The organism is Saccharothrix stipae (genome assembly GCF_054781895.1).
In genome coordinates this window covers 510,587-529,625 of record NZ_BAAGTN010000005.1, presented here as the reverse complement: position 1 = coordinate 529,625, position 19,039 = coordinate 510,587, and the positions used below count along the sequence as shown (strand labels likewise).

The following is a 19,039-nucleotide window of genomic DNA, read 5'->3' as shown; positions in this document are numbered from 1 at the left end:
TGCGGCCGTTGTCGTTGCCGCGCAAGCACATCGTTCAATCCGAAGTGGAGGAACAACCATGTGGAACCTGGGTATCCGGCTGTGGGCGGCGTGGCGGTTCGCGCTGTTCCTCGCCGTCGCGGCCGGGGTGCTGTTCGTGGTCTACCAGGTCGACGGGACGGGCGCGTTCTTCGTGTGGACCCTCGTGCTGGCCCTGGCCGGTGTGGTGGCGGTGTTCTACATCCTGCGCGACTTCGTCCGGCGCGAGATCGACCACCGGCGCGGGCGGCTGTGATGGGCCGCCGGAGCTTGTCGACGGACGAGAGCGCGCAAGTCGACCGCCTGTTCGTGCAGGTGGAGGCGGTCGATCTCATGCGGCTGTTCCGTGAGGTGCGGGTGGGGTTCTGGTGTTGGTCCGCCTCGCGTTCGATCGGGTTCCGGGTGGAGCCCAGCGGCTTCGGCGTCCGGGTGGACCTGGAGGACGATGAGGTGATGCGACACCTGCTGACCTGCGGGGTTGTCGAGCTGGGCCGGACGATGTTCACCCGCACCGACGAGGACGACGACAAGGTCGTGCACCTGTCGGAACTGGTTCCGTCGCCGGAGCTGGGCACGTTGCTGTTCGAGGCGTTGTCGGCGCGGGGGTTGTGATGACACGCCGAGTCGACCATGGCCAGATCGACCTGTTCGCCGGCATCGCCGACCCTCCCACACCCGTCACGCAGGTCGAGCGAGGTAGTCCGTCCGGCTACGGCGGCACCCCGGATCTGCTGGTCACGATCCTGGACCGGATTCACGACGGCCTGATCGGACAGATCGATCCGTCCGGGCGGATGGTCACGCTGGACGGTGACGGGCACTGTCGCCACGCCGCCGACGACATCGCCGAAGTGGTCGAGTCGCTGATCGGTCAACGATTCGCCGCACAGGGCGAGTTCACCACTCAACTACACGGCGCGATTCGACGGAACGTCTACCTGGTCAAGCTCACCAACGCCGGGCACAAGATCCGCATTCGGTGGTCACGCTTGGCGGGTACCCGGTGAGCCGCGCCGACCGGTTCACCTTCGACCTCAAGCGACCCGCCCGTACCGCGGCCGCGCTGTTGGCGGAGTCGCCGGGTCTGCGGCTGGTCGTCGGGTGGGCGGCCGAGTACGACGACCTGGTGCGCCGCCACGCCGACGACAACGGCGTGCTGTCCGACGCCAAGGCGGTGGAGGCGGCCGAACTCGCCCACAAGATCCACGTGGAGTTGGCCTGGGAAGCGGACCACTACCGCCGACTGTCCCACGAGCACCGCGAAGGGCGGAGCCGGTGAAGCGGGCGTTCTCCACGGTCGAGGGCATGAATGCGCACTTCGACGCGCAAGACCGCATCCCCGGTATGCACGACGACTACGTCGAGGCGCTCCACGCGCTGAACAACCACCGGGCGGACGGGCTTGCCACGCGTGCGGACTACGAACGGGTGGCTGAGCTGACTGGTGAGTTGGCGCGGCTGCACTCCGCCGAAGCCGACTACTACACCCGATTGACCGCCACCTATGCCGAGTTGGCGGCCGAGACCAGCGAAGACGAGGGGTGAATTCGTGACCGATCTCAACCCGCCGTGGCCCTCCGAAGAGGAGGCGCACACGGTCTTCCTGCTGCTGGACGCCGCACGACTGGACCACCTGTTCGTCTCCGGCTCACGTGACACGGGGTGGTTCTACGACCCTGACGAGGATGAGAACGCGGTTGCGTTGACCTCGCGCGAGGCTGAGGTGTTGTCGGTCCTGGTTGGCCGCGAGTACTTGATGCCGGTGGGTGGCCAGCAACTCCCGACCGAGGGCGGTGAATCGGTGCTCGGCTTCGGGCTAGGGCTGTCCTGGCCCGCACACGACCTGTTCGACCGACTGATCTGGGAGAACCGCCAGGCTCCGTCTGCTGACTGGTGGTGGTGACGGCGAACAGTGACCGGACAACCAACGTTAGGAGGTGAAACCGTTGCAGGCCAACGGTCCCGATGAGATCGATGTTCAGGCGGGGGTCACCAGGCGGGTCGTGGGCCTCCGGCGCAAGGTCGCCGAGTCGGCGCGACTGCGTGGCCTGGTGGACAACCCGGACATGGTGGCGGTGCGGATTGAGTCGCAACGCCGGTTGATCACGCGCGGTATGTGGTTCTTCCTCGCCCTGGGCCTCGGCTTCACCACCGCCGGGGTTCAGGACTTCCTTGCCGGTCACCGGCCGGTCTCCGACCCGTTGTGGTGGGCGGCGTGGCTGGCCGAACCGATGTTGGCGGGCATCCTGATCATGCTGTTGGTGTTCGAGTCTGAGGTGCTGCACCGGGGTGTGCCGGTGGACAGCAAGTGGGTGGACTGGCTCAAGCGGATCCTGCTGGGCTCGACGCTGTTCATGAACGTCTACCCCACGATCGCGGTGCGCCCGGGTGAGCGGTTCGAGGTCGGCAACCTGGCCATCCACGTGATGGTGCCGGTGGTGGTGTTCGGCGTCGCCGAGGTCATGCCGGTGATCCAGCAACGCATGAACCAGGCCATCACCGACGCCTACCGCGCCGCCGCCACCACCCCACCGGCTCCGGCACCCGCTGCGGCCCGGCCGGTACAGGCGGCCCTGGCCACCGGTACCCGGCTCAAGCTGCCCGACCCGATCCGCGACGCGGTCAGGGCCAAGGTCGACCAGGTCACCGCCGAGGGCCGTCCGTTGACCGCCGACGACGTCCGCCAGGCGGTGCGCGTCCCGGCCGATCTCGCCGACCGCATCGTCGCCGAGGTTCACGCCCGCAACGGGCACGCCTTCACCTAATCCACGGCAGGAACCCCTCCCTGCCCTCACGAGCGGGGCACGGCCACTTCCCCCGGCCGTGCCCCGCTCCTCGTGCTGCTCGAAAGGAGGTGCCGCGTGGTCTCCACGCTGGAGGACCGCATCGCCCACCGGTTACGGCGGGCCGACTACCGGGATTGGCGCGACAGGGTCACCGGCATCGGCGGCTGTGCCCAACCGATCCGGATGACGGGTGGCTGGCAGGTCCAGGACCAGGCCTCCGGGGCGCTGCTGGACTGGCACGGCGGAGATGTGTTCATCCCCTGCGGCAACCGCCGCGAGTCGGTCTGCCCGTCCTGCTCCGACCGGTACGCCGCCGACGCCTATCACCTGATGCACGCGGGCCTGGCGGGCGGCTCCAAGGGCGTCCCGACCTCGGTCACCGAGAAGCCCCGGGTGTTCGCCACGCTGACCGCCCCGTCGTTCGGGCCGGTGCACAACCGGCGCACCACAAGCCGCGGTAAGGCCCTGCCGTGCGCGTGCGGCACCTGGCACCACCCCGACGATCCCGCCATCGGCACCCCGCTCGACCCGGCCACGTACGACTACGTCGGGTCGGTGCTGTGGCAGGCCAACGCCGGAGAGCTGTGGCACCGCTTCGCCCAGACCCTGCGCCGCGAGCTGATGAAAGCCGCGGGGCTGCCGGTGCGGGAGTTCAAGGACCACGCGCGGCTGTCGTACGCCAAGGTCGCCGAGTACCAGCGGCGCGGCCTGGTCCACTTCCACGCGGTCGTGCGCCTGGACGGTCCGGACGGACCCGCCGACCCCACCCCGCCGTGGGTCACGGCGGAGCTGCTGGAAGCGGCCATCACCGGCGCCGCCCGCGCCGTCGCCCTGGACCAGGCGCTGCCAGACGGCACCACGACCACGCTTCGGTGGGGCTCCCAGGTCGACGTCCGCCGCATCCGCCCGACCAGCGCCCACGAGGTCGAAGAGAACGGCGAGATAAGCGAGACCCGCCTGGCCGGCTACGTCGCCAAGTACGCCACCAAGGGCACCGGCAAGAGCGAAGCGGCCGACCGCCCCATCCGCTCCCAACTCGACATCGACCACCTGCGGGTGCACACCCACCACCGCCGGATCATCCAGACCGCTTGGGATCTCGGCGACCTGGAGCAGTACTCGAAGCTCAACCTGCGGCGCTGGGCACACATGCTCGCCTTCCGGGGCCACTTCCTGAGCAAGTCCCGCGCCTACTCGACCACCTTCAAGGCCATCCGCGCCGAACGCCGCGCGTTCCGCACCGCCGAAATGCTCGACCAGCTCGGCCACGACCCCGGCACGGTCCTGCTGGTCAACGACTGGACCTACACCGGCACCGGCTACACCGACGACGCCGAACGCGAACTCGCCCTGGCCATCGCCGAACGCACCCGTGAGCAGCGCAAACAACGGTACGAACAGGAGGTAGCAGCATGATCAGCAGACAAGCACTCGCCGCGCTGGTGGACGACTACACCCAAGCGCTCGGCCACATCAACGACGCCGCGACCGCACTGGAGACCGCCTCCGTGATGGTCGGCGCGGTCAACCGGGACGGCCTCACCACCGAGTCAGCCCGCCTGATCGAGACGACGAACAACCTCTACCAGGCCGTGTCAACCATGCGCGATCGGCTCCACGACATCACACCCGACGACTGAGGAAGGAGGACGCCATGAGCAAGCTCTGGGGGATGAAGGAGGTGGCCGACTTCCTGGGAGTCCCGGTCAACACCCTCTACCAGTGGCGCACTCGCAACTACGGACCTCCCGGCAAGCGCATCGGCAAGTACGTGCGCTTCGTCCCCGACCAGGTCAAAGCCTGGGTCGACTCACTCCCGGATGGGATCGCCTGATGGCCCGTCCTCGACTACCGGTCGGCACGCATGGCGAGATCAGGTGCTATTCGCTGGCCAACGGGAAGTTTCGCGCGATCACGAACTACCGCGACTACGACGGTGTGCTTCGGCCGGTCGAGCGTGTCGGCACGAGCGAGACCAACGCCAAGAACAACCTGCGGGCCGCGTTGCGTGATCGGGCTCGTGCGGTGGTGGGGGAGGAGGTCACCGACCGAACGAGGATTACCGCGGTCGCGGACATGTGGCTGCGGGAGCTGGACGAGTCGGGAAAGGCGCTGCGGACCAAGCGGACCTACCGCGAGAGTTGGGACCGCGACGTCATCGAGGCGGTCCGTGAGCTGACGGTGCGAGAGATGACCGTGGCGACGGCTGAGCGGGTGTTGAGGGCGATTCGGGACCAAGCAGGCCTCGGTAGTGCCCGACACGCCAAAGTCGTGCTCACGGGCATCATGGGCCTGGCCGTGCGGTACGGCGCACTCGACGCCAACCCTCTACGTGAGATCGGCGCACTCGGCACCAGCAAGAAGCCACGGACAGCGCACAAGAAGCTCACCGAGATCACCTGGGACGAATACCGGCGGTTGCGCGCGTTCCTCGTGGGATCGTCGGCGGCGGAACGGGCGGATCTCGTGGACCTGGTCGACGTGCTGGCCGCAACCGGCGCGCGGATCGGCGAACTGCTGGCGCTCGACTCGACGCGGGTCGACGTGGACGCGCGGACGGTCAAGCTCGAAGGAACCGTGATCCGGGAACCCGGCGCCGGGCTGTTCGTCCAGGCGCACACCAAGTCGTCGGCGGGAATGCGAACGATCAAGGTTCCGAGGTGGGCCGCCGAGGTGTTCGCCAAGCGGCAAGCGGACGCGTGCGCCGAGTGGGTCTTCGCCTCGGCCAGTGGCTCGCTGCGTGATCCGGACAACACCCGCAAGAGCCTGCGCCGGGTGCTGGCCGAAACAGACTGGGAGGGACTTCACCCGCACGCCTTCCGGCACCTGGTGGCGACCAGGCTCGATGAGGCGGGTCTGTCGGCTCGGGAGATCGCCGACTACCTCGGTCATGCCCAGGTGAGGATGACCCAGGACGTCTACATGAACCGCCGGACGGTCGGCGGGGCAGCGGCGGACGCGCTGGAAGGTCTGGGACCGGAGAAGTGAATCATGTGGGTTTGGTGTGGGCCGATCTTGACCGTAGATCGGCCACACCACGTCTAGCAGCGCTTGCGCGCCCCCGGCAGGATTCGAACCTGCGACCTCGGGATTAGAAGTCCCTCGCTCTCTCCACTGAGCTACGGAGGCTGGAGGGGCTGTGGCCACGCGCTGTAGCAGCGTAGCCGCCCCACCGGACACATCGTCCGGAAGACTCGTCGCGTTTCCGTCCGGCGCGAGAAGGGCGGTCGAGAGGGCTAAAAAGTGATATGGATCACTTTGGTGGGGCCGTCGAGTCGCGCGAGACGAGGGAAACCGCCAGTCTTGTCGGCTCGCCTGGTCTGCCGCCGTCGAGGAGGCGGAGGGCCAGCTCGCCGGCTTGGCGACCCTTCTCGACCAGGGGCTGACGCACCGTAGTCAACGGTGGGTCTGCGTGTTCGGCCGCCGGCACGTCGTCGAACCCGACCACCGACACGTCGACCGGCACGCGCAGGCCCAGGTCCCGCACGGCCTGGAGCGCGCCGAACGCCAACTCGTCCGAAGCGCACAGCAACGCCGTCGGCCGCGGGGACGCGGACAGCAGGGCGCGGGCCCCCGCACGGCCCAGTTCACGGCTGCTGCGCGCGCACTCCCACACCGGTGTGTCCGCCCCCGTCACGTCCAAGTACCCGTGCAGCCGGTCGCGGGTCACCCGGAACGACGTCGACGCCAGCCGTGCGGGCGTCACCGGGCCGTTGTGCCCGTCCGGGTGCAGCGCGAACGTCACCACGCCGAACCGCCGGTGCCCCGAGTCCCACAGCGACGCCGCCGCCAGCCGCGCCCCGCCGAAGTCGTCCACCTCGACCCGGGCCGTGTCCGGCAGCACGGGCTGGTCGATCACCACCATTGGCAGCCCCCGCGCCCGCACGGCCGCCAGCGCGGGCGCGTCGTCCGGCAGCGAATAGGCCACCACGACGTCCGCCTGCGCCCTGGTCACGGTCTCCGGCCGCGGCCCGCCCTTGTCCCGCCCGGGCATCAGCACCAGGCAGTGGTCGTGCCCGTCCACGGTCGACGCCAGCCCGTCCAGCACGATCGACAGCGCCGCGTCGGCGAACGACGCCGACAGCCCCTGCCCGAGCATGAACCCGACGGCCGCGCTGTGCCTGGTCGCCAGGCTGCGCGCCACCGGGTCGGGCCCCGCGTAACCCAGGGACGCCGCCGTCTCCATGATCCGCTCGCGCAACGCGGCGGACAGCTGGTCCGGCCGGTTGTACGCGTTGGACACCGTGGCACGCGACACACCGACCGCACCGGCCACCGTGTCGAGCGTCGGCTTGCGAGGGCGGTCCACGTGATGAGCGTAACCAGGTAATCGGTTGGACGTTCTGAAGCGCTCTAGTTCACACTCGAAAGCATGCCCACGCCACGCATCGCCGTCTTCGCGGTGTTCCTGTTCAACGGGGCGCTCTTCCTGTCCTGGGCCGCGCGCATGCCCGCGTTGGCCGCCCAGGTGGGCGCGACCGAGGCCACGCTCGGCCTGGCGCTGTTCGGCGCGAGCGTGGGCCTCGCGGTGACGGCGCCGTTCGCGGCCAGGATCTGTGCTAGAGCGGGTGCGCGGAAGCTGATCGTGGTGGGCGCGGCGGTCACCGTCCTGGCCGTGCCCGCGCTGACGCTGGCCGACACGCCCTTCCAACTGGGGCTGGTCCTGTTCGTGCTGGGCGCGTGCGGCGCGTCGGTGGACGTGGGCATGAACGTGGCCGCGGTGGCCGTCACCCGCAGCCTGGACCGGCCACTGATGCCGCAGTTCCACGCGGGCTTCAGCGTCGGCGGTCTGGTGGGTTCGCTGGGCGCGGCGGCCGCGGCGAGCGTGGGCTGGGACCTCACCCGCCACCTGATCACGGTCGCGGTGATCGGCGCGGTCCTGATGGCGTGGGTGATCAGGGCCGTGCCGGGCGCGACCGGCGAGACCGCCGACACGCCCAAGGACGACCGCCCGGTCCTCAAGCGGCCGTTGCTGTGGCTGCTCGCGACCATCACGCTGTGCTCCGCGATCGCCGAGGGCGCGGCCTCGGACTGGTCGGCGCTGTTCTTCGTCAACGAACGGGGGGTCAGCGAGGCGGCGGCCGCGGCCGCCTACGCGGGGTTCTCGATCGCGATGGCCACCGCCCGCCTGCTCGGCGAACCCGCGCAACGCCGCCTCGGCCCGTACCGGCTGCTCGCGATGGGTGCGGTGGTGGCGGCCGCGGGTCTGGCCCTGGCCGTGCTCGTGCCGCTGCCCGCCCTCGGCTACGTCGGGTTCGCCCTCGCGGGCCTCGGCCTGGCGTTCGCGTTCCCGGTGATCATGGACCTGGCCGGTGACGCGGGCAAGCGCGCCGACGGCACGGGCGGTGAGCGCGAGATCGGCCTGGTGACGACGGTCGCCTACACCGGCTTCCTGCTGGGCCCGCCGGTCGTCGGCGGTATCGCGCACGTCAGCAACCTGTCGGTCTCGTTGGGTTTCGTGGCGGTCGTGATCGCGCTGATGGTGCCCGCGGTGCTGCTGGCGCGCCGGTCGCGCGCCCGTGAGGTCACGCGATCGGAAGCCGGTCCAGGGCAGCCTTGAGCAGCGGCTGCATCGCGGCGAGCATCTGCTCGGGGACGCCGCCGGGCTGGGCCATCGCCACCAGGACGCTGCGGTTGGCGCTCACCGCCAGGGTCGCGGTGCAGGCCATCTCGCTGCCGCTCAGCTCGCACAGCACCCACGTCGAGTGCCCCTCCACGACCACCTCGCGGCCCTTGGCCTGCCGCGTCCGCACCTGCTCGTACTTCTGGTAGAGCGCGGCCACCACGGTGCGGCCGGCCTTCGAGCCGTCGTCGAGCACGTACTGGCACGACTCCTGGATCACGTCGTCCTTGCGCGCCGGCTCCTTCTTGTACGGACCGATCGACTTGAGGTCGGCGGCGTTGAGCAGCGAGCACGGTTCGACGCCGACGACCGTGCGCGGCTTGGCGACCTTCGGTGCGCCCGCGGACCCGGTGGGCGCGGACGAGGTGGTCGACGGTGTGACGCCCGCCTGGGGCAACGCGTCCCCGTTGACGGAGTAGCTGCACCCGGCCGAGAGGAGCAGGGCCAATGCCATCACGAGCACCGTGCGAGAACTGGTCACGTCCAGCAACGGTAGTGGGTGTGATCTGCGCACGTCCGGCGGTTGGTGGCGGTCCGGTCGCGCCGCCTACGCTCGTGCCGTGCCCACTGAAGCGCCTTCCCGCACCCGGCGGACCGGTCTCATCCCCCTGCTGATCGTCGGCACGACGATAGCCGCGCTGGTCGCGGCCGGGCTGCTCGTCCTCACCGGTGGTGACGCGTCCGGGCTGATCGTCGTGCGCGTGCTGACCGAGGCCGCCGCCGTGGTGACCATCGGCTCGCTGCTGCTGGCGGCGTTCCTGGTGCCCCCGCAGGAGAACGGCACGCTGGCCGCGGACGGTTACGCGGCCGTGCGCACGGCGGGTTGGGCGGCGCTGGTGTGGACGGTGGGCGCGGTGCTGTCCGTGCCGTTCACGGTGGCCGACGCGCTGGGGCAGCCGGTGACGGCGCTGCTGGAGCCGTCGGTGCTGTTCCAGGTGGCCGGGTTGGTGGAGCAGTCGAAGGCGTGGATGCTCACGGCGGTGATCGTGGCGCTGCTGGCACTGGGCTGCCGGCTGGTGCTGTCGTGGGGCTGGACCGTGCCGCTCTTCTTCCTGTCGGTGTTCGCGCTGGTGCCGGTGGCCGTGACGGGGCACTCGTCGGGCGGCGGCTCGCACGACGTGGCCACGAACAGCCTGCTGTACCACCTGATCGCGGCGGCGTTGTGGGTCGGCGGCCTGATCGCGCTGCTGGCGCACGGCAGGCGGGGCGGCGACCACCTGGGGTTGGCGACGACGCGGTTCTCCAGGCTCGCGCTGGTCTGCTGGGTCGTGATGGCGGCTTCCGGCGTGATCAACGCGTGGGTGCGGTTGCCGGTGAGCCAGTTGTTCGGCAGTGAGTACGGCCTGCTGGTGCTCGGCAAGACGGTCGCGCTGGTCGTCCTCGGTGTCGTGGGCTACTTCCAGCGCGAGAAGAGCGTGAAGCAGGTGGTGGCCACCGGCTCCGGGCGCTCGCTGGTGAGGCTCGCGGGCGTCGAGGTGCTGCTGATGTTCCTCACGCTCGGCCTGGCCGCCGCGCTGAGCCGCACGCCTCCGCCGGTCGAGGGCCGGGTGCTGCCCAGCACGGTGGAGCTGCGCATCGGCTACGACCTGTTCGGGGAGCCGACCCTGTGGCGGCTGCTGTTCGACTGGCGGTTCGACCTGGTCTTCGGCTCGATCTTCATCGCCCTCGCGGTGTTGTACCTGCTGGGCGTGCGACGGCTGCGCAAGCGCGGCGACGCGTGGCCGGTCGGCCGCACGGTCGCGTGGGTGGCGGGCTGCCTGACCGTGGTGTTCGCCACGTCGTCCGGCGTGGGCCGGTACGCGCCCGCGATGTTCAGCATCCACATGGAAGCGCACATGCTGCTGTCCATGCTGGCGCCGATCCTGCTGGTGCTGGGCGGCCCGGTGACGTTGGCGATGCGCGCGCTGCCCACGGCGGGCAAGGGCAACCCGCCCGGGGCGCGCGAGTGGCTGCTGGCGTTCGTCCACTCGCCGGTGGCGAAGGTGCTGACCAACCCGTTCGTGGCGTTGGCGCTGTTCGTGGGCTCGTTCTACGGCCTGTACTTCTCCGGCCTGTTCGACGGCGCGCTGGACTACCACTGGGCGCACCTGGCGATGAACGCCCACTTCATCCTGGTCGGCTACGTCTTCTACTGGCCGGTGATCGGCATCGACCCGGCGCCTAACCGGCTGCCGCCGTTGGGACGGCTGGGCCTGCTGTTCGCCTCGATCCCGTTCCACGCGTTCTTCGGCATCGTGCTGATGAGCTCGCAGACCGTGATCGGCGACAACTTCTACCGGTCGTTGGGCCTGCCCTGGGTGACGTCGCAGCTGGAGGACCAGCGGCTCGGCGGCGGCATCGCGTGGGCGGCCGGCGAGCTGCCGCTGATCGTGGTGATGGTGGCGTTGCTGGTGCAGTGGGCCAGGTCGGACGGCCGTGACGCCCGCCGGGCGGACCGGCGGGCGGACGCGGACGGTGACGCGGACCTGGCGGCGTACAACGCGATGCTGCGGAAGATGTCCGGGAAGGACTAGAGCGGGCGCTTGAAGCCCCGTACGGCGACGAGCCACCCGGCGACGCCCAGCACGGCGCTCGTGACCAGCGCGCCGACCACCCCCGTCACGGGCTGGGCGAGCGCCAACGAACGCGCCGCGTCCACCGCGAACGTCAACGGGTTCACGTTCGCGACCGCCTGGAGCCAGCCCGGCAGCCCGCTGATCGGCACGTACGCGCTCGACGCGAACATCAGCGGGAACATCGCCAGGAAGCCCACGGTCTGCATGAGCTCGGCGTTGCGCAGCCACGCCGCGACGGCCAGGAAGATCCAGCCCAGACCCCAGCCGACGGCCAGCGCCAGCGCGAGCGCCGCCGCGGTGCCCGCCACGCCGCCGGCGGGCGAGTAGCCGAAGACCACGACCGCGAACACCAGCATCAGCACCAGCTGGATCGCGGTGCGGACCAGGTCGGACAGGCTGCGTGCGACCAGCACCGAACCCGGCCGGATGGGCAGCGAGCGGAACCTCGCCAGCACGCCGTTCTTCATGTCCGTGACCAGGCCGACCCCGGCCTGCAACGCCGACTGCATGGCGGTGTTGACCAGGATCGCGGGCATCAGGAAGTCGATGTACGCCACGCCCTGCGGGAAGCCCGGTGTGGTGGCGATGCCGGCGAAGATCTGGCTGAACAGGGTGAGCATGATCAGCGGCTGGAGGATGCTGAACACGATCATGCGCGGGTCGTTGACCAGCGCGCGCAGCGACCGTTGGGTCAGCACCAGCACCTGGGTGCCGAAGTCGGTGCCGCGCCAACGCGGCGCGGCGGTGAGGGTCGTCATCAGGGTGGCTCCTGTTCAGGCCGCGTGCTGCGCGAGGGTGAGGTAGACGTCGTCCAGGGTCGGCTCGCCCAGGGCCAGCTCGGTGGCCTCCAGGCCGACCTCGTCCAGCGCGCGGACCACCTTGGCGATCTCGCGGGACGACGTGACGGGCGCGGTGAGCGTGTTCTGCGCCGGCACGGGCTGCATACCGGCCCGTGCGAGGGCCTCGGTGGCCTTGGGGACGTCCGAGACGTCCGCGAGGGTCACGGTGACCGTGCGCTTGCCCACCTGGGCCTTGAGCTCGGCGCTGGTGCCCGCGGCGACGACCTTGCCCTGCGCGAGCACCGTGATGGAGTCGGCCAGGCGGTCGGCCTCGTCCAGGTACTGCGTGGTGAGCAGGACCGTGGTGCCGTCGGTGACCAGGCCTTCCACGATCTCCCACAGGCCGAGCCTGCTCGCCGGGTCCAGGCCCGTGGTCGGCTCGTCCAGGAAGATCACCTCGGGGTGCCCGACCAGGCTCGCGGCCAGGTCGAGGCGCCGCCGCATGCCACCGGAGTAGGTGCGGGACGGTCGCTTGGCCGCGTCCGCCAGCCCGAAGAGCTCCAGCAGCTCGTTACCCCTGGTCCGGGCCTCACGCGGGCTCGCGCCGAGCAGCCGTGCGATCAGGATGAGGTTGTCCAGGCCGGACAGCTGCTCGTCCACGGCGGCGAACTGGCCGGTCAGGCCGATCCGGCTGCGCACCTGGTGGGCCTGCGCGACCACGTCGAACCCGGCCACCTCGGCGTGGCCCGAGTCCGGCGGGAACATCGTGGTCAGGACGTTGACCAGCGTCGTCTTGCCCGCTCCGTTGTGGCCGAGCAGGCCGAGCACGGTGCCCTTGGGCACGGCGATGCTCACCCCGTCGAGCGCCTGCTGCGCGCCGAACGCCTTGCCGACGTCGGTCGCCTCGATCATCATGTCCGCCACTGCTTCCCCCTCAGTCGTTCTTCAGCACGCCGTGCAGGAACAGCTCCACGAGCTGGTCGGCGTCGGCGGTGGACTCGCTGAAGCCGTTGCCCTGCATGCGGTTGGTGAACACGAGCCCGAGCAGCAGGCGTGCGGCCAGGGACGGCTCGACGCGCAGGTCGTCGTCCGGGCCGAACAGCGACGCGACCTGCTCGGTGAGGCGTTGCATCTCGACCGGCGGTCCCTTGTGCTCGCGCTTCTTGCCGTGCTCGTCGTGGTCCTCGTGCGGGTCGTAGCCCGAGTCGCGGAGCACGCTCATCAAGTTCCACATCCGGTCCAGGTAGCCGGAGACGGCGCTGATGGCCCAGGAGAGGCGGTCGGCCAGCGCGTTCGCCTGCCGCGCCTGCTCGATCAACTCCAGTTCGGCGTCGACCGCCAGCACGCTGCGCACGGACGTGCGGATGAGCTCCTGCTTGTCCTTGAACGCCCGGAAGACGGTGCCCTCCGCGATGCCGGCCGCCTTGGCGATCTGGCTGGTCGTGACGTTGGCGCCGTGGGCGAACAGCAGCGGGACCGTGGCGGCGACGATCGCCTCGCGGCGGTCCTCGGTGCTCATCGCGGGTGCGCGTCGACGGCGTTGGCCGGTCTCCTCGGGCATGGTGCCAGCTTATGAGTGAGTCCTCACTCATGTCAACGAGTGAGTGCTCACTCATTGTGATTATGCTTGCTTCAACCAGTTGTCCACAGATCCGCGACCGCCGCTGCCACGCCGGCCCACCTCCCGGCAACCTGGACCCAACCGATCACCACGAGGGAGCGGACATGGCTTTCAACGAGTCCAGGGTCACCATTTGCGGCAACGTCGCCAGCCCGGTCAGCCACAGCACGGTCGGCACCGGGTTCAGTCGGGCGAAGTTCCGGTTGTTCACCGCGGAGCGCGTCTGGGACCGGGAGCAGCGCACCTGGGAGGACGGCGCGCGGATGTTCCTGTCGGTGTCGTGCTGGCGGATGCTCGCGGACAACGCGCGCGCGTCGTTGAACAAGGGCGACCCGGTGGTCGTCACCGGCCGCTTGACGATCAAGGAGAAGGAGTACGAGGGGACGGTGCGGCCGTTCGTCGAGATCGAGGCGACCGCGATCGGGCCCAACCTCGCCCTGTGCACGGCCACACCGACGAGGACCAGGCTGACACCGGACGCCGTCGAGGCACGGGCCGCGCCGGAGATCGCCGCCTCCCGCCGGGAGGACGAACTGCCGCTGGCCCTGCCAGGTGAGGCGGAACACCCGAAGGAGGTGGCCGAAGTCCCGTTCTGACCTGATCACGTGCCGCCATGCCCGGTGTGGACGGGCCCCCGACGGGCGCCGCCATGCCGTAGGCGCTGCCGCCGCAGGTGCTCCAGGATCCCGCCGCGTCGCGCGCAGCTCAGGAGCTTCCGCTGGTCCTGAAGGATGACGCCGCTCTTGGCCGGTGTGGCTGAGCATCTGAGGGAGGTGGCCGACGTGCCGTTCCGACCCGGTCACGGGCCGTCATGCCGGTGGGGAGGGCTCACGACGGGTGCTGCCATGGGTTGTGCCGGAGTTCGCCGGGTCGCGCGCAGGGGAGGTGTTTCTGCTGGTCCTGAAGGGTGACGCCGCTCTTGGCCGGTGTGGCGGAGACTCCGGCGGCGGTGGCCGACGTGCCGTTCCAACCCGGTCACGGGCCGCCGTGTCGGTGTGGTTCGTGACGGGTGCTGCCGGGCTGTGGGTGGTGCAGGCGCTCGCTGCGTCGCACGCAGTGGAGGAGTTCTCGCTGGTCCTAAAGGGCGTCGCCGGTCTTGGCCGGTGAGAACGGGCTCGCGACGGGCGCTGCCGAACCGTGGGCGCTGCCGGGCCAGGGGTGGTGCCGGAGTTCGCCGTGTCCTGCGTGGCGGAAGGGCTTCGGCTGGTGCTGATGGGTGACGTTGGCCTTGGCAGGTGACGCTGAGCGTCCGAAGGAGGTGACCGAAGTGCCGTTCTGAGCCAATCGGGCTACATGGGCTTCCGTTGGCCCGATCGCAGCGGAGAATGCGCTGGCAGTCGTCGCCGTTGTGAGCGTGGAGGGGGGAGGTCGTCGGGCCGGCGCCAGGGCCGGGTCCGCACGCAGGCATCGGGGGTTGACAGCGCACCGAGTTCGCGCATCCGGTCGGAGTCGCTGGTCGCAGGGTCGCGCCAGGCGTGCCCGACGGTCGTGTTACGACTGTGGGTGACCCACGTTCGCGTTAACTCTGCGTTGTGCCCCGTCCGTTGCCGGCGTCCGAGGTTCGGGCCCGATCGGCACCGCTCTACGATCGCGGGCATGGCCGAGTACGTCTACACCATGAAGAAGGTGCGCAAGGCGCACGGGGACAAAGTCATCCTGGATGACGTCACCATCATGTTCCTCCCCGGTGCGAAGATCGGCGTCGTCGGTCCCAACGGCGCCGGTAAGTCGAGCGTGCTGAAGATCATGGCCGGCCTGGACACGCCGGGCAACGGCGAGGCCTTCCTCGCGCCGGGCTACACGGTCGGCATCCTCCAGCAGGAACCGCCTCTCAACGAGGAGAAGACCGTCCTGGGCAACGTCCAGGAAGGCCTCGGCGAGATCAAGGTGAAGCTCGACCGCTACAACGAGATCGCCGAGAAGATGGCCGTCGACTACTCCGACGAGCTGATGGAGGAGATGGGCCAGCTCCAGGAGGACCTGGACCACGCGAACGCGTGGGACCTCGACTCCCAGCTGGAGCAGGCGATGGACGCCCTCCGCTGCCCGCCGCCGGACGCCGACGTCACGACGCTCTCCGGTGGCGAGCGCCGCCGGGTGGCCCTCTGCAAGCTGCTGCTGAGCAAGCCGGACCTGCTGCTGCTCGACGAGCCCACCAACCACCTGGACGCCGAGAGCGTGCTGTGGCTGGAGCAGCACCTGGCGCAGTACGCGGGCGCCGTGCTGGCCGTCACACACGACCGGTACTTCCTGGACAACCTCGCCGAGTGGATCCTCGAACTCGACCGCGGTCGGGCCCACCCGTACGAGGGCAACTACTCCACCTACCTGGAGAAGAAGGCCGAGCGGCTGGCGGTCAGCGGCAAGAAGGACCAGAAGCTGCAGAAGCGGCTGAAGGACGAGCTGGAGTGGGTCCGGTCGGGCGCCAAGGCCCGGCAGGCCAAGTCCAAGGCCCGCCTCGGCCGCTACGAGGAGATGGCCGCGGAGGCGGAGAAGACGCGCAAGCTCGACTTCGAGGAGATCCAGATCCCGCCGGGCCCGCGTCTGGGCAGCGTCGTGGTCGAGGTCGACAAGCTGAAGAAGGGCTTCGGCGACCGGGTGCTGATCGACGGCCTGTCGTTCAGCCTCCCGCGCAACGGCATCGTCGGCGTCATCGGTCCGAACGGCGTCGGCAAGACGACGCTGTTCAAGACCATCGTGGGGCTGGAGGAGCCGGACTCGGGCACCGTCCGGATCGGCGAGACGGTCAAGCTGTCCTACGTCGACCAGAACCGCGGCGGCATCGACCCGAAGAAGAACGTGTGGGAGGTCGTCTCCGACGGCCTGGACTACATCCACGTCGGCAACGTCGAGATGCCGTCGCGGGCGTACGTCAGCGCGTTCGGGTTCAAGGGCCCGGACCAGCAGAAGCCGGCGGGCGTGCTCTCCGGCGGTGAGCGCAACCGGCTCAACCTGGCGCTGACCCTCAAGGAGGGCGGCAACCTGATCCTGCTGGACGAGCCGACGAACGACCTGGACGTCGAGACCCTGGGCTCGCTGGAGAACGCGCTTGAGCAGTTCCCCGGCTGCGCCGTGGTCATCTCGCACGACCGGTGGTTCCTCGACCGCGTCGCCACCCACATCCTGGCGTGGGAGGGCACGGACGAGAACCCGTCGCAGTGGTACTGGTTCGAGGGCAACTTCGAGGGCTACGAGAAGAACAAGGTCGAGCGCCTCGGCGCGGAGGCGGCGCGACCGCACCGCGTGACCTACCGCAAGCTCACTCGGGACTGAGAGCCGGGTACCGACATCGTGGCGGCGAGGGGCGAGGCGCAGGCGGACGTCGAGGTGAGCACGCTGGTCGTGCCCGCCTGGCGGCTGCGTTGGCGGGCACCGGAGCTTGCTCTGGTGCTGGGTGAGCGCGCGGTCGCGCTCGCCTCCACCCGCCGTGACGAGGTCGACAGGTTGCGCGCGGAGGCCCTGGTGGTCTTCGCGAGCAACCGCATGGGCCGGGGCGTCCGGATCGCGGACCGGGCACTGGACGCCCTCAAGGCGGCCGAGGCCGCGTCCGAGCAGGAGACGGCCTGGCGGCTGCGGGTCGAACTGGCGGACAGCGCCCGGTCGGTCGGCGCGCCCCTCACCGGGTTCGCCGCAGTCCGCCCGGTGCTGGAAGCCGACGACGTCCCGCCGGGCCTGCGGGCCACCGCGCTGGTCCAGGCCAGCGAGTGCCTGGTGTCGGTGGGCCGCGGCGCGGCGCTCGCCCAGGCCCTGGACGAAGCGGACCGCCTCTACCAGGCGGATCCGCTGCTGGACCACGACACGACCCTCCTGCACCGCGGCCTGCTCCGCGCGTCCGCCGCGGGCCAGCACCGCCGTTGGGGCGACCTGCGGGCGGCGGTCGCCGCGGCCCGTGACGGCCTGGGCCTGCTGGATCGCCTGAAGGAGGCCGAGGCCGACAACGGGCAGGTCCGGGGCAGGCTCACGGTCGAGCTGGTCTGCGCGCTGCTGGACCTGAACAAGCCGGGCGAGGCGTCGGAGGTCGGCACGCCGCTCCTGGAACGCCCCGTGCGGGCGCCGTCGGCGTCCACCACCGGGTGGCTCCGGCTCGCGCTGGCCACGAGGGTCCACCTGCCCGCAGGCCGTGTCGACCAGGCGCGTGACCTGCTGCGTGACGCCGCCGACAGCGCCGAGCGCCACCAGTTGGACACGTTGCTCGCGGAGAGCCTGCTCGCGCTGGCGCACGTCCACGAGGTGGCGGGCGACCTGGTCGAGGCGCTGGCCAACCTCCGCTCGGCGCACGCCGCCGAACGCCGCAGGGCCAGGGCGGTCTACGCCGTGCGGGCCAGGCTCGCCGCCGAGTTCGCGGGCGTGCACCGCAGGCCGGTGGGCGGCCTGCACGACGAGCTGGCCGCCCTGCTCCGCACCGCGACCCCGCCCGTCGCGCCCCCCACGGATCCGGGACTGGCGCCCGAGGTCAAGCAGCAGCTCCGCCAGTGGCGGCCGGTCCAGATGCACCGCAGCGAGGGCATCCGGGTCAAGCGCTCCCGGCGTGCGGCGGAGGACATGACGGTGGAAGGCCTCTCGGCCGCGAGGGCACACGCCGCCGACCGCTGGCGCCTGGTGCAACCGTTCGGCGAGACCGAGAACGCACCGGCACCGGGAGGCCGCCGCCGAGCCCCGGAACCCGAGACCACCCCACCGCCCTTCACCCAGGGACGCCCGGAACACGCGAGGAGCGGCCAAGCCAGGCCGCCGGACCCGACTCCGGCCGCGGCGACCCCGGAACCCGACAACGACACTCACGCCGCCGCAGCAGCCTCAATCGCCGAGGGCTTCCCGCCCCCGCCCGCCGCCACACCGACGGGCACCGCGGGGACGGCCGGAACGACGCCCGGCGGCGCACCCCACGGCTCACCCGCCACTGCCGCCGACAGCACTCCCGCAGGTCCGGCCGCCGGTGACGCGGTGCCGGCCGACGCTCGCCCCGGTCCGGTGGATGCTCACGCCGGCGGGTCGGGGGTGGCCGGGTCCGGTGGCGGGCCGCAGCAGGGTGCCGCGGTGTCGGCCGTCGAACCGGTGGGTGGTGTGGTGGCTGACGGGTCGGGTCGGGCTGCGGGCAGTCCCGCCGGTGGCGTCGGGACGGGCGGGGTTGTAGTCGGTGGGGCGCAGCCGGTTTCGGGCGCGCCCGACCGTGGTCGGGTTGGCGGACAGCCGGGCATCGGTACGACCGGTGCCGGGCTTGGTGTGGGTGGGTTCGGCATCGTGCAGCGAGACATCGGCGCGGCCGGGGTCGGTGAACCGGGTGTCCCCGAGGCCGGCGACCGGACCGTGCCCGAGGTCCCCGAGCGGAGCGTGCCCGCGGCCGGGTTGATCGCTGCGGCCGGTGCGGTGCGCAGTGGCCGGCGGAGGGCTGCTCGTGAGGCAGCCGAGGGTGAGGGTGAGCGTTCCTCCGGTGACCAGGGCGCCGACGCGAGCGTGCTGGACACGTTGAAAGCCGCCGGTCTTCTCGACCCGCAGCGCGCGGGCGGTCGGCGGCGCGCTCCCGACGCCGACGAGGACACGACTCCCGAGCCAGTGCAACACGACCCCGTGGAACACAGCCCCGCGCAACACGACCCCGCGCAACACGACCCCGCGCAACACGACCCCGTGCAGCAGATCCTCGCCCAGCAAAACTC

20 protein-coding genes, 1 tRNA gene and 1 pseudogene are annotated in these 19,039 nt (G+C 70.6%); 15 read left to right on the top strand and 7 right to left on the bottom strand.

Features of this window, described 5'->3' with window-relative positions; genetic code table 11:
* Positions 1-58: 58 nt before the first annotated feature.
* The 11 genes from ACYVLT_RS11390 to ACYVLT_RS11340 all read left to right on the top strand — a co-directional run bounded on the left by ACYVLT_RS11390 (position 59) and on the right by ACYVLT_RS11340 (position 5,792).
* The gene (locus tag ACYVLT_RS11390; RefSeq protein ID WP_461120078.1) at positions 59-274 is read left to right on the top strand and encodes a hypothetical protein; all 216 of its coding nucleotides are present in this window, start codon (positions 59-61) and stop codon (positions 272-274) included.
* Positions 274-630, top strand: a complete 357-nt coding sequence (locus ACYVLT_RS11385) for a hypothetical protein (RefSeq protein ID WP_461120077.1) — start codon at positions 274-276, stop codon at positions 628-630. Before ACYVLT_RS11390 ends, ACYVLT_RS11385 begins: the two co-directional genes overlap by 1 nt.
* Positions 630-1,025, top strand: coding sequence for a hypothetical protein (locus ACYVLT_RS11380; RefSeq protein WP_461120076.1), 396 nt, complete (start codon positions 630-632; stop codon positions 1,023-1,025). Before ACYVLT_RS11385 ends, ACYVLT_RS11380 begins: the two co-directional genes overlap by 1 nt.
* The gene (locus tag ACYVLT_RS11375; RefSeq protein ID WP_461120075.1) at positions 1,022-1,297 is read left to right on the top strand and encodes a hypothetical protein; all 276 of its coding nucleotides are present in this window, start codon (positions 1,022-1,024) and stop codon (positions 1,295-1,297) included. The genes ACYVLT_RS11380 and ACYVLT_RS11375 overlap by 4 nt, the downstream gene beginning before the upstream one ends.
* Positions 1,294-1,563, top strand: coding sequence for a hypothetical protein (locus tag ACYVLT_RS11370; protein WP_461120074.1), 270 nt, complete (start codon positions 1,294-1,296; stop codon positions 1,561-1,563). Before ACYVLT_RS11375 ends, ACYVLT_RS11370 begins: the two co-directional genes overlap by 4 nt.
* A gap of 4 nt (positions 1,564-1,567) precedes the next feature.
* Positions 1,568-1,921, top strand: coding sequence for a hypothetical protein (locus ACYVLT_RS11365; protein WP_461120073.1), 354 nt, complete (start codon positions 1,568-1,570; stop codon positions 1,919-1,921).
* Between the two features lie 34 nt (positions 1,922-1,955).
* Entirely contained in the window at positions 1,956-2,783 is an 828-nt protein-coding gene (locus ACYVLT_RS11360) for a hypothetical protein (RefSeq protein ID WP_461120072.1), read from the top strand.
* 96 nt (positions 2,784-2,879) lie between these two features.
* Complete coding sequence (locus tag ACYVLT_RS11355) at positions 2,880-4,220, top strand: replication initiator (RefSeq protein WP_461120071.1); 1,341 nt, start codon at positions 2,880-2,882, stop codon at positions 4,218-4,220.
* On the top strand, positions 4,217-4,444 hold the full coding sequence (locus ACYVLT_RS11350) for a hypothetical protein (RefSeq protein WP_461120070.1): 228 nt from the start codon (positions 4,217-4,219) through the stop codon (positions 4,442-4,444). The genes ACYVLT_RS11355 and ACYVLT_RS11350 overlap by 4 nt, the downstream gene beginning before the upstream one ends.
* 14 nt (positions 4,445-4,458) lie before the next feature.
* The gene (locus ACYVLT_RS11345) at positions 4,459-4,638 is read left to right on the top strand and encodes a helix-turn-helix transcriptional regulator (RefSeq protein WP_141978481.1); all 180 of its coding nucleotides are present in this window, start codon (positions 4,459-4,461) and stop codon (positions 4,636-4,638) included.
* Complete coding sequence (locus tag ACYVLT_RS11340) at positions 4,638-5,792, top strand: site-specific integrase (RefSeq protein ID WP_461120069.1); 1,155 nt, start codon at positions 4,638-4,640, stop codon at positions 5,790-5,792. Before ACYVLT_RS11345 ends, ACYVLT_RS11340 begins: the two co-directional genes overlap by 1 nt.
* A 68-nt stretch (positions 5,793-5,860) precedes the next feature.
* Here the strand turns inward: ACYVLT_RS11340 and ACYVLT_RS11335 are convergent.
* Positions 5,861-5,933, bottom strand: a tRNA-Arg gene (locus tag ACYVLT_RS11335).
* A gap of 124 nt (positions 5,934-6,057) precedes the next feature.
* Positions 6,058-7,113 (bottom strand): LacI family DNA-binding transcriptional regulator, encoded by a 1,056-nt coding sequence (locus ACYVLT_RS11330; RefSeq protein ID WP_461120068.1) that lies wholly within the window; start codon positions 7,111-7,113, stop codon positions 6,058-6,060.
* A gap of 63 nt (positions 7,114-7,176) precedes the next feature.
* On the opposite strand from ACYVLT_RS11330, the pseudogene ACYVLT_RS11325 reads away from it, so the two are divergent.
* Positions 7,177-8,067 (top strand): annotated as a pseudogene (locus tag ACYVLT_RS11325) (MFS transporter); the annotation flags it as partial.
* Positions 8,068-8,329: 262 nt separating this feature from the next.
* Here ACYVLT_RS11325 and ACYVLT_RS11320 read toward each other — a convergent pair.
* Positions 8,330-8,908 (bottom strand): DUF3558 family protein, encoded by a 579-nt coding sequence (locus ACYVLT_RS11320; protein WP_461120067.1) that lies wholly within the window; start codon positions 8,906-8,908, stop codon positions 8,330-8,332.
* A 79-nt stretch (positions 8,909-8,987) separates the two neighbouring features.
* Between ACYVLT_RS11320 and ACYVLT_RS11315 the strand changes: the two genes are divergently transcribed.
* Positions 8,988-10,940, top strand: coding sequence for a cytochrome c oxidase assembly protein (locus ACYVLT_RS11315; RefSeq protein WP_461120066.1), 1,953 nt, complete (start codon positions 8,988-8,990; stop codon positions 10,938-10,940).
* Here ACYVLT_RS11315 and ACYVLT_RS11310 read toward each other — a convergent pair.
* From ACYVLT_RS11310 to ACYVLT_RS11300, 3 genes are read right to left on the bottom strand one after another with little or no spacing between them, the layout of a single operon-like run.
* Positions 10,937-11,740: an ABC transporter permease gene (locus tag ACYVLT_RS11310; RefSeq protein ID WP_461120065.1), complete on the bottom strand. Its 804-nt coding sequence runs from the start codon at positions 11,738-11,740 to the stop codon at positions 10,937-10,939. The genes ACYVLT_RS11315 and ACYVLT_RS11310 overlap by 4 nt on opposite strands.
* A 15-nt stretch (positions 11,741-11,755) precedes the next feature.
* The gene (locus tag ACYVLT_RS11305) at positions 11,756-12,685 is read right to left on the bottom strand and encodes an ATP-binding cassette domain-containing protein (RefSeq protein WP_461120064.1); all 930 of its coding nucleotides are present in this window, start codon (positions 12,683-12,685) and stop codon (positions 11,756-11,758) included.
* 10 nt (positions 12,686-12,695) lie between these two features.
* Positions 12,696-13,322 carry a TetR/AcrR family transcriptional regulator gene (locus ACYVLT_RS11300; RefSeq protein ID WP_461120063.1) on the bottom strand — a complete coding sequence of 209 codons (627 nt, stop codon included), beginning with the start codon at positions 13,320-13,322 and terminating at the stop codon, positions 12,696-12,698.
* Positions 13,323-13,486: 164 nt separating this feature from the next.
* Between ACYVLT_RS11300 and ACYVLT_RS11295 the strand changes: the two genes are divergently transcribed.
* Positions 13,487-13,978, top strand: a complete 492-nt coding sequence (locus ACYVLT_RS11295; RefSeq protein WP_461120062.1) for a single-stranded DNA-binding protein — start codon at positions 13,487-13,489, stop codon at positions 13,976-13,978.
* A 1,000-nt stretch (positions 13,979-14,978) separates the two neighbouring features.
* Positions 14,979-16,655, top strand: a complete 1,677-nt coding sequence (ettA, locus tag ACYVLT_RS11290) for an energy-dependent translational throttle protein EttA (RefSeq protein ID WP_461120061.1) — start codon at positions 14,979-14,981, stop codon at positions 16,653-16,655.
* A 1,617-nt stretch (positions 16,656-18,272) separates the two neighbouring features.
* Here ettA and ACYVLT_RS11285 read toward each other — a convergent pair.
* Complete coding sequence (locus ACYVLT_RS11285; RefSeq protein ID WP_461120171.1) at positions 18,273-18,989, bottom strand: hypothetical protein; 717 nt, start codon at positions 18,987-18,989, stop codon at positions 18,273-18,275.
* Positions 18,990-19,039 lie beyond the last annotated feature (50 nt).

Coding starts and splice junctions, on each gene's coding strand:
- ACYVLT_RS11390 (WP_461120078.1), top strand. CDS start 59: ATGTGGAACCTGGGTATCCGGCTGTGGGCGGCGTGGCGGTTCGCGCTG.
- ACYVLT_RS11385 (WP_461120077.1), top strand. CDS start 274: ATGGGCCGCCGGAGCTTGTCGACGGACGAGAGCGCGCAAGTCGACCGC.
- ACYVLT_RS11380 (WP_461120076.1), top strand. CDS start 630: ATGACACGCCGAGTCGACCATGGCCAGATCGACCTGTTCGCCGGCATC.
- ACYVLT_RS11350 (WP_461120070.1), top strand. CDS start 4,217: ATGATCAGCAGACAAGCACTCGCCGCGCTGGTGGACGACTACACCCAA.
- ACYVLT_RS11345 (WP_141978481.1), top strand. CDS start 4,459: ATGAGCAAGCTCTGGGGGATGAAGGAGGTGGCCGACTTCCTGGGAGTC.
- ACYVLT_RS11340 (WP_461120069.1), top strand. CDS start 4,638: ATGGCCCGTCCTCGACTACCGGTCGGCACGCATGGCGAGATCAGGTGC.
- ACYVLT_RS11310 (WP_461120065.1), bottom strand. CDS start 11,740: ATGACGACCCTCACCGCCGCGCCGCGTTGGCGCGGCACCGACTTCGGC.
- ACYVLT_RS11300 (WP_461120063.1), bottom strand. CDS start 13,322: ATGCCCGAGGAGACCGGCCAACGCCGTCGACGCGCACCCGCGATGAGC.
- ACYVLT_RS11295 (WP_461120062.1), top strand. CDS start 13,487: ATGGCTTTCAACGAGTCCAGGGTCACCATTTGCGGCAACGTCGCCAGC.
- ettA (WP_461120061.1), top strand. CDS start 14,979: ATGGCCGAGTACGTCTACACCATGAAGAAGGTGCGCAAGGCGCACGGG.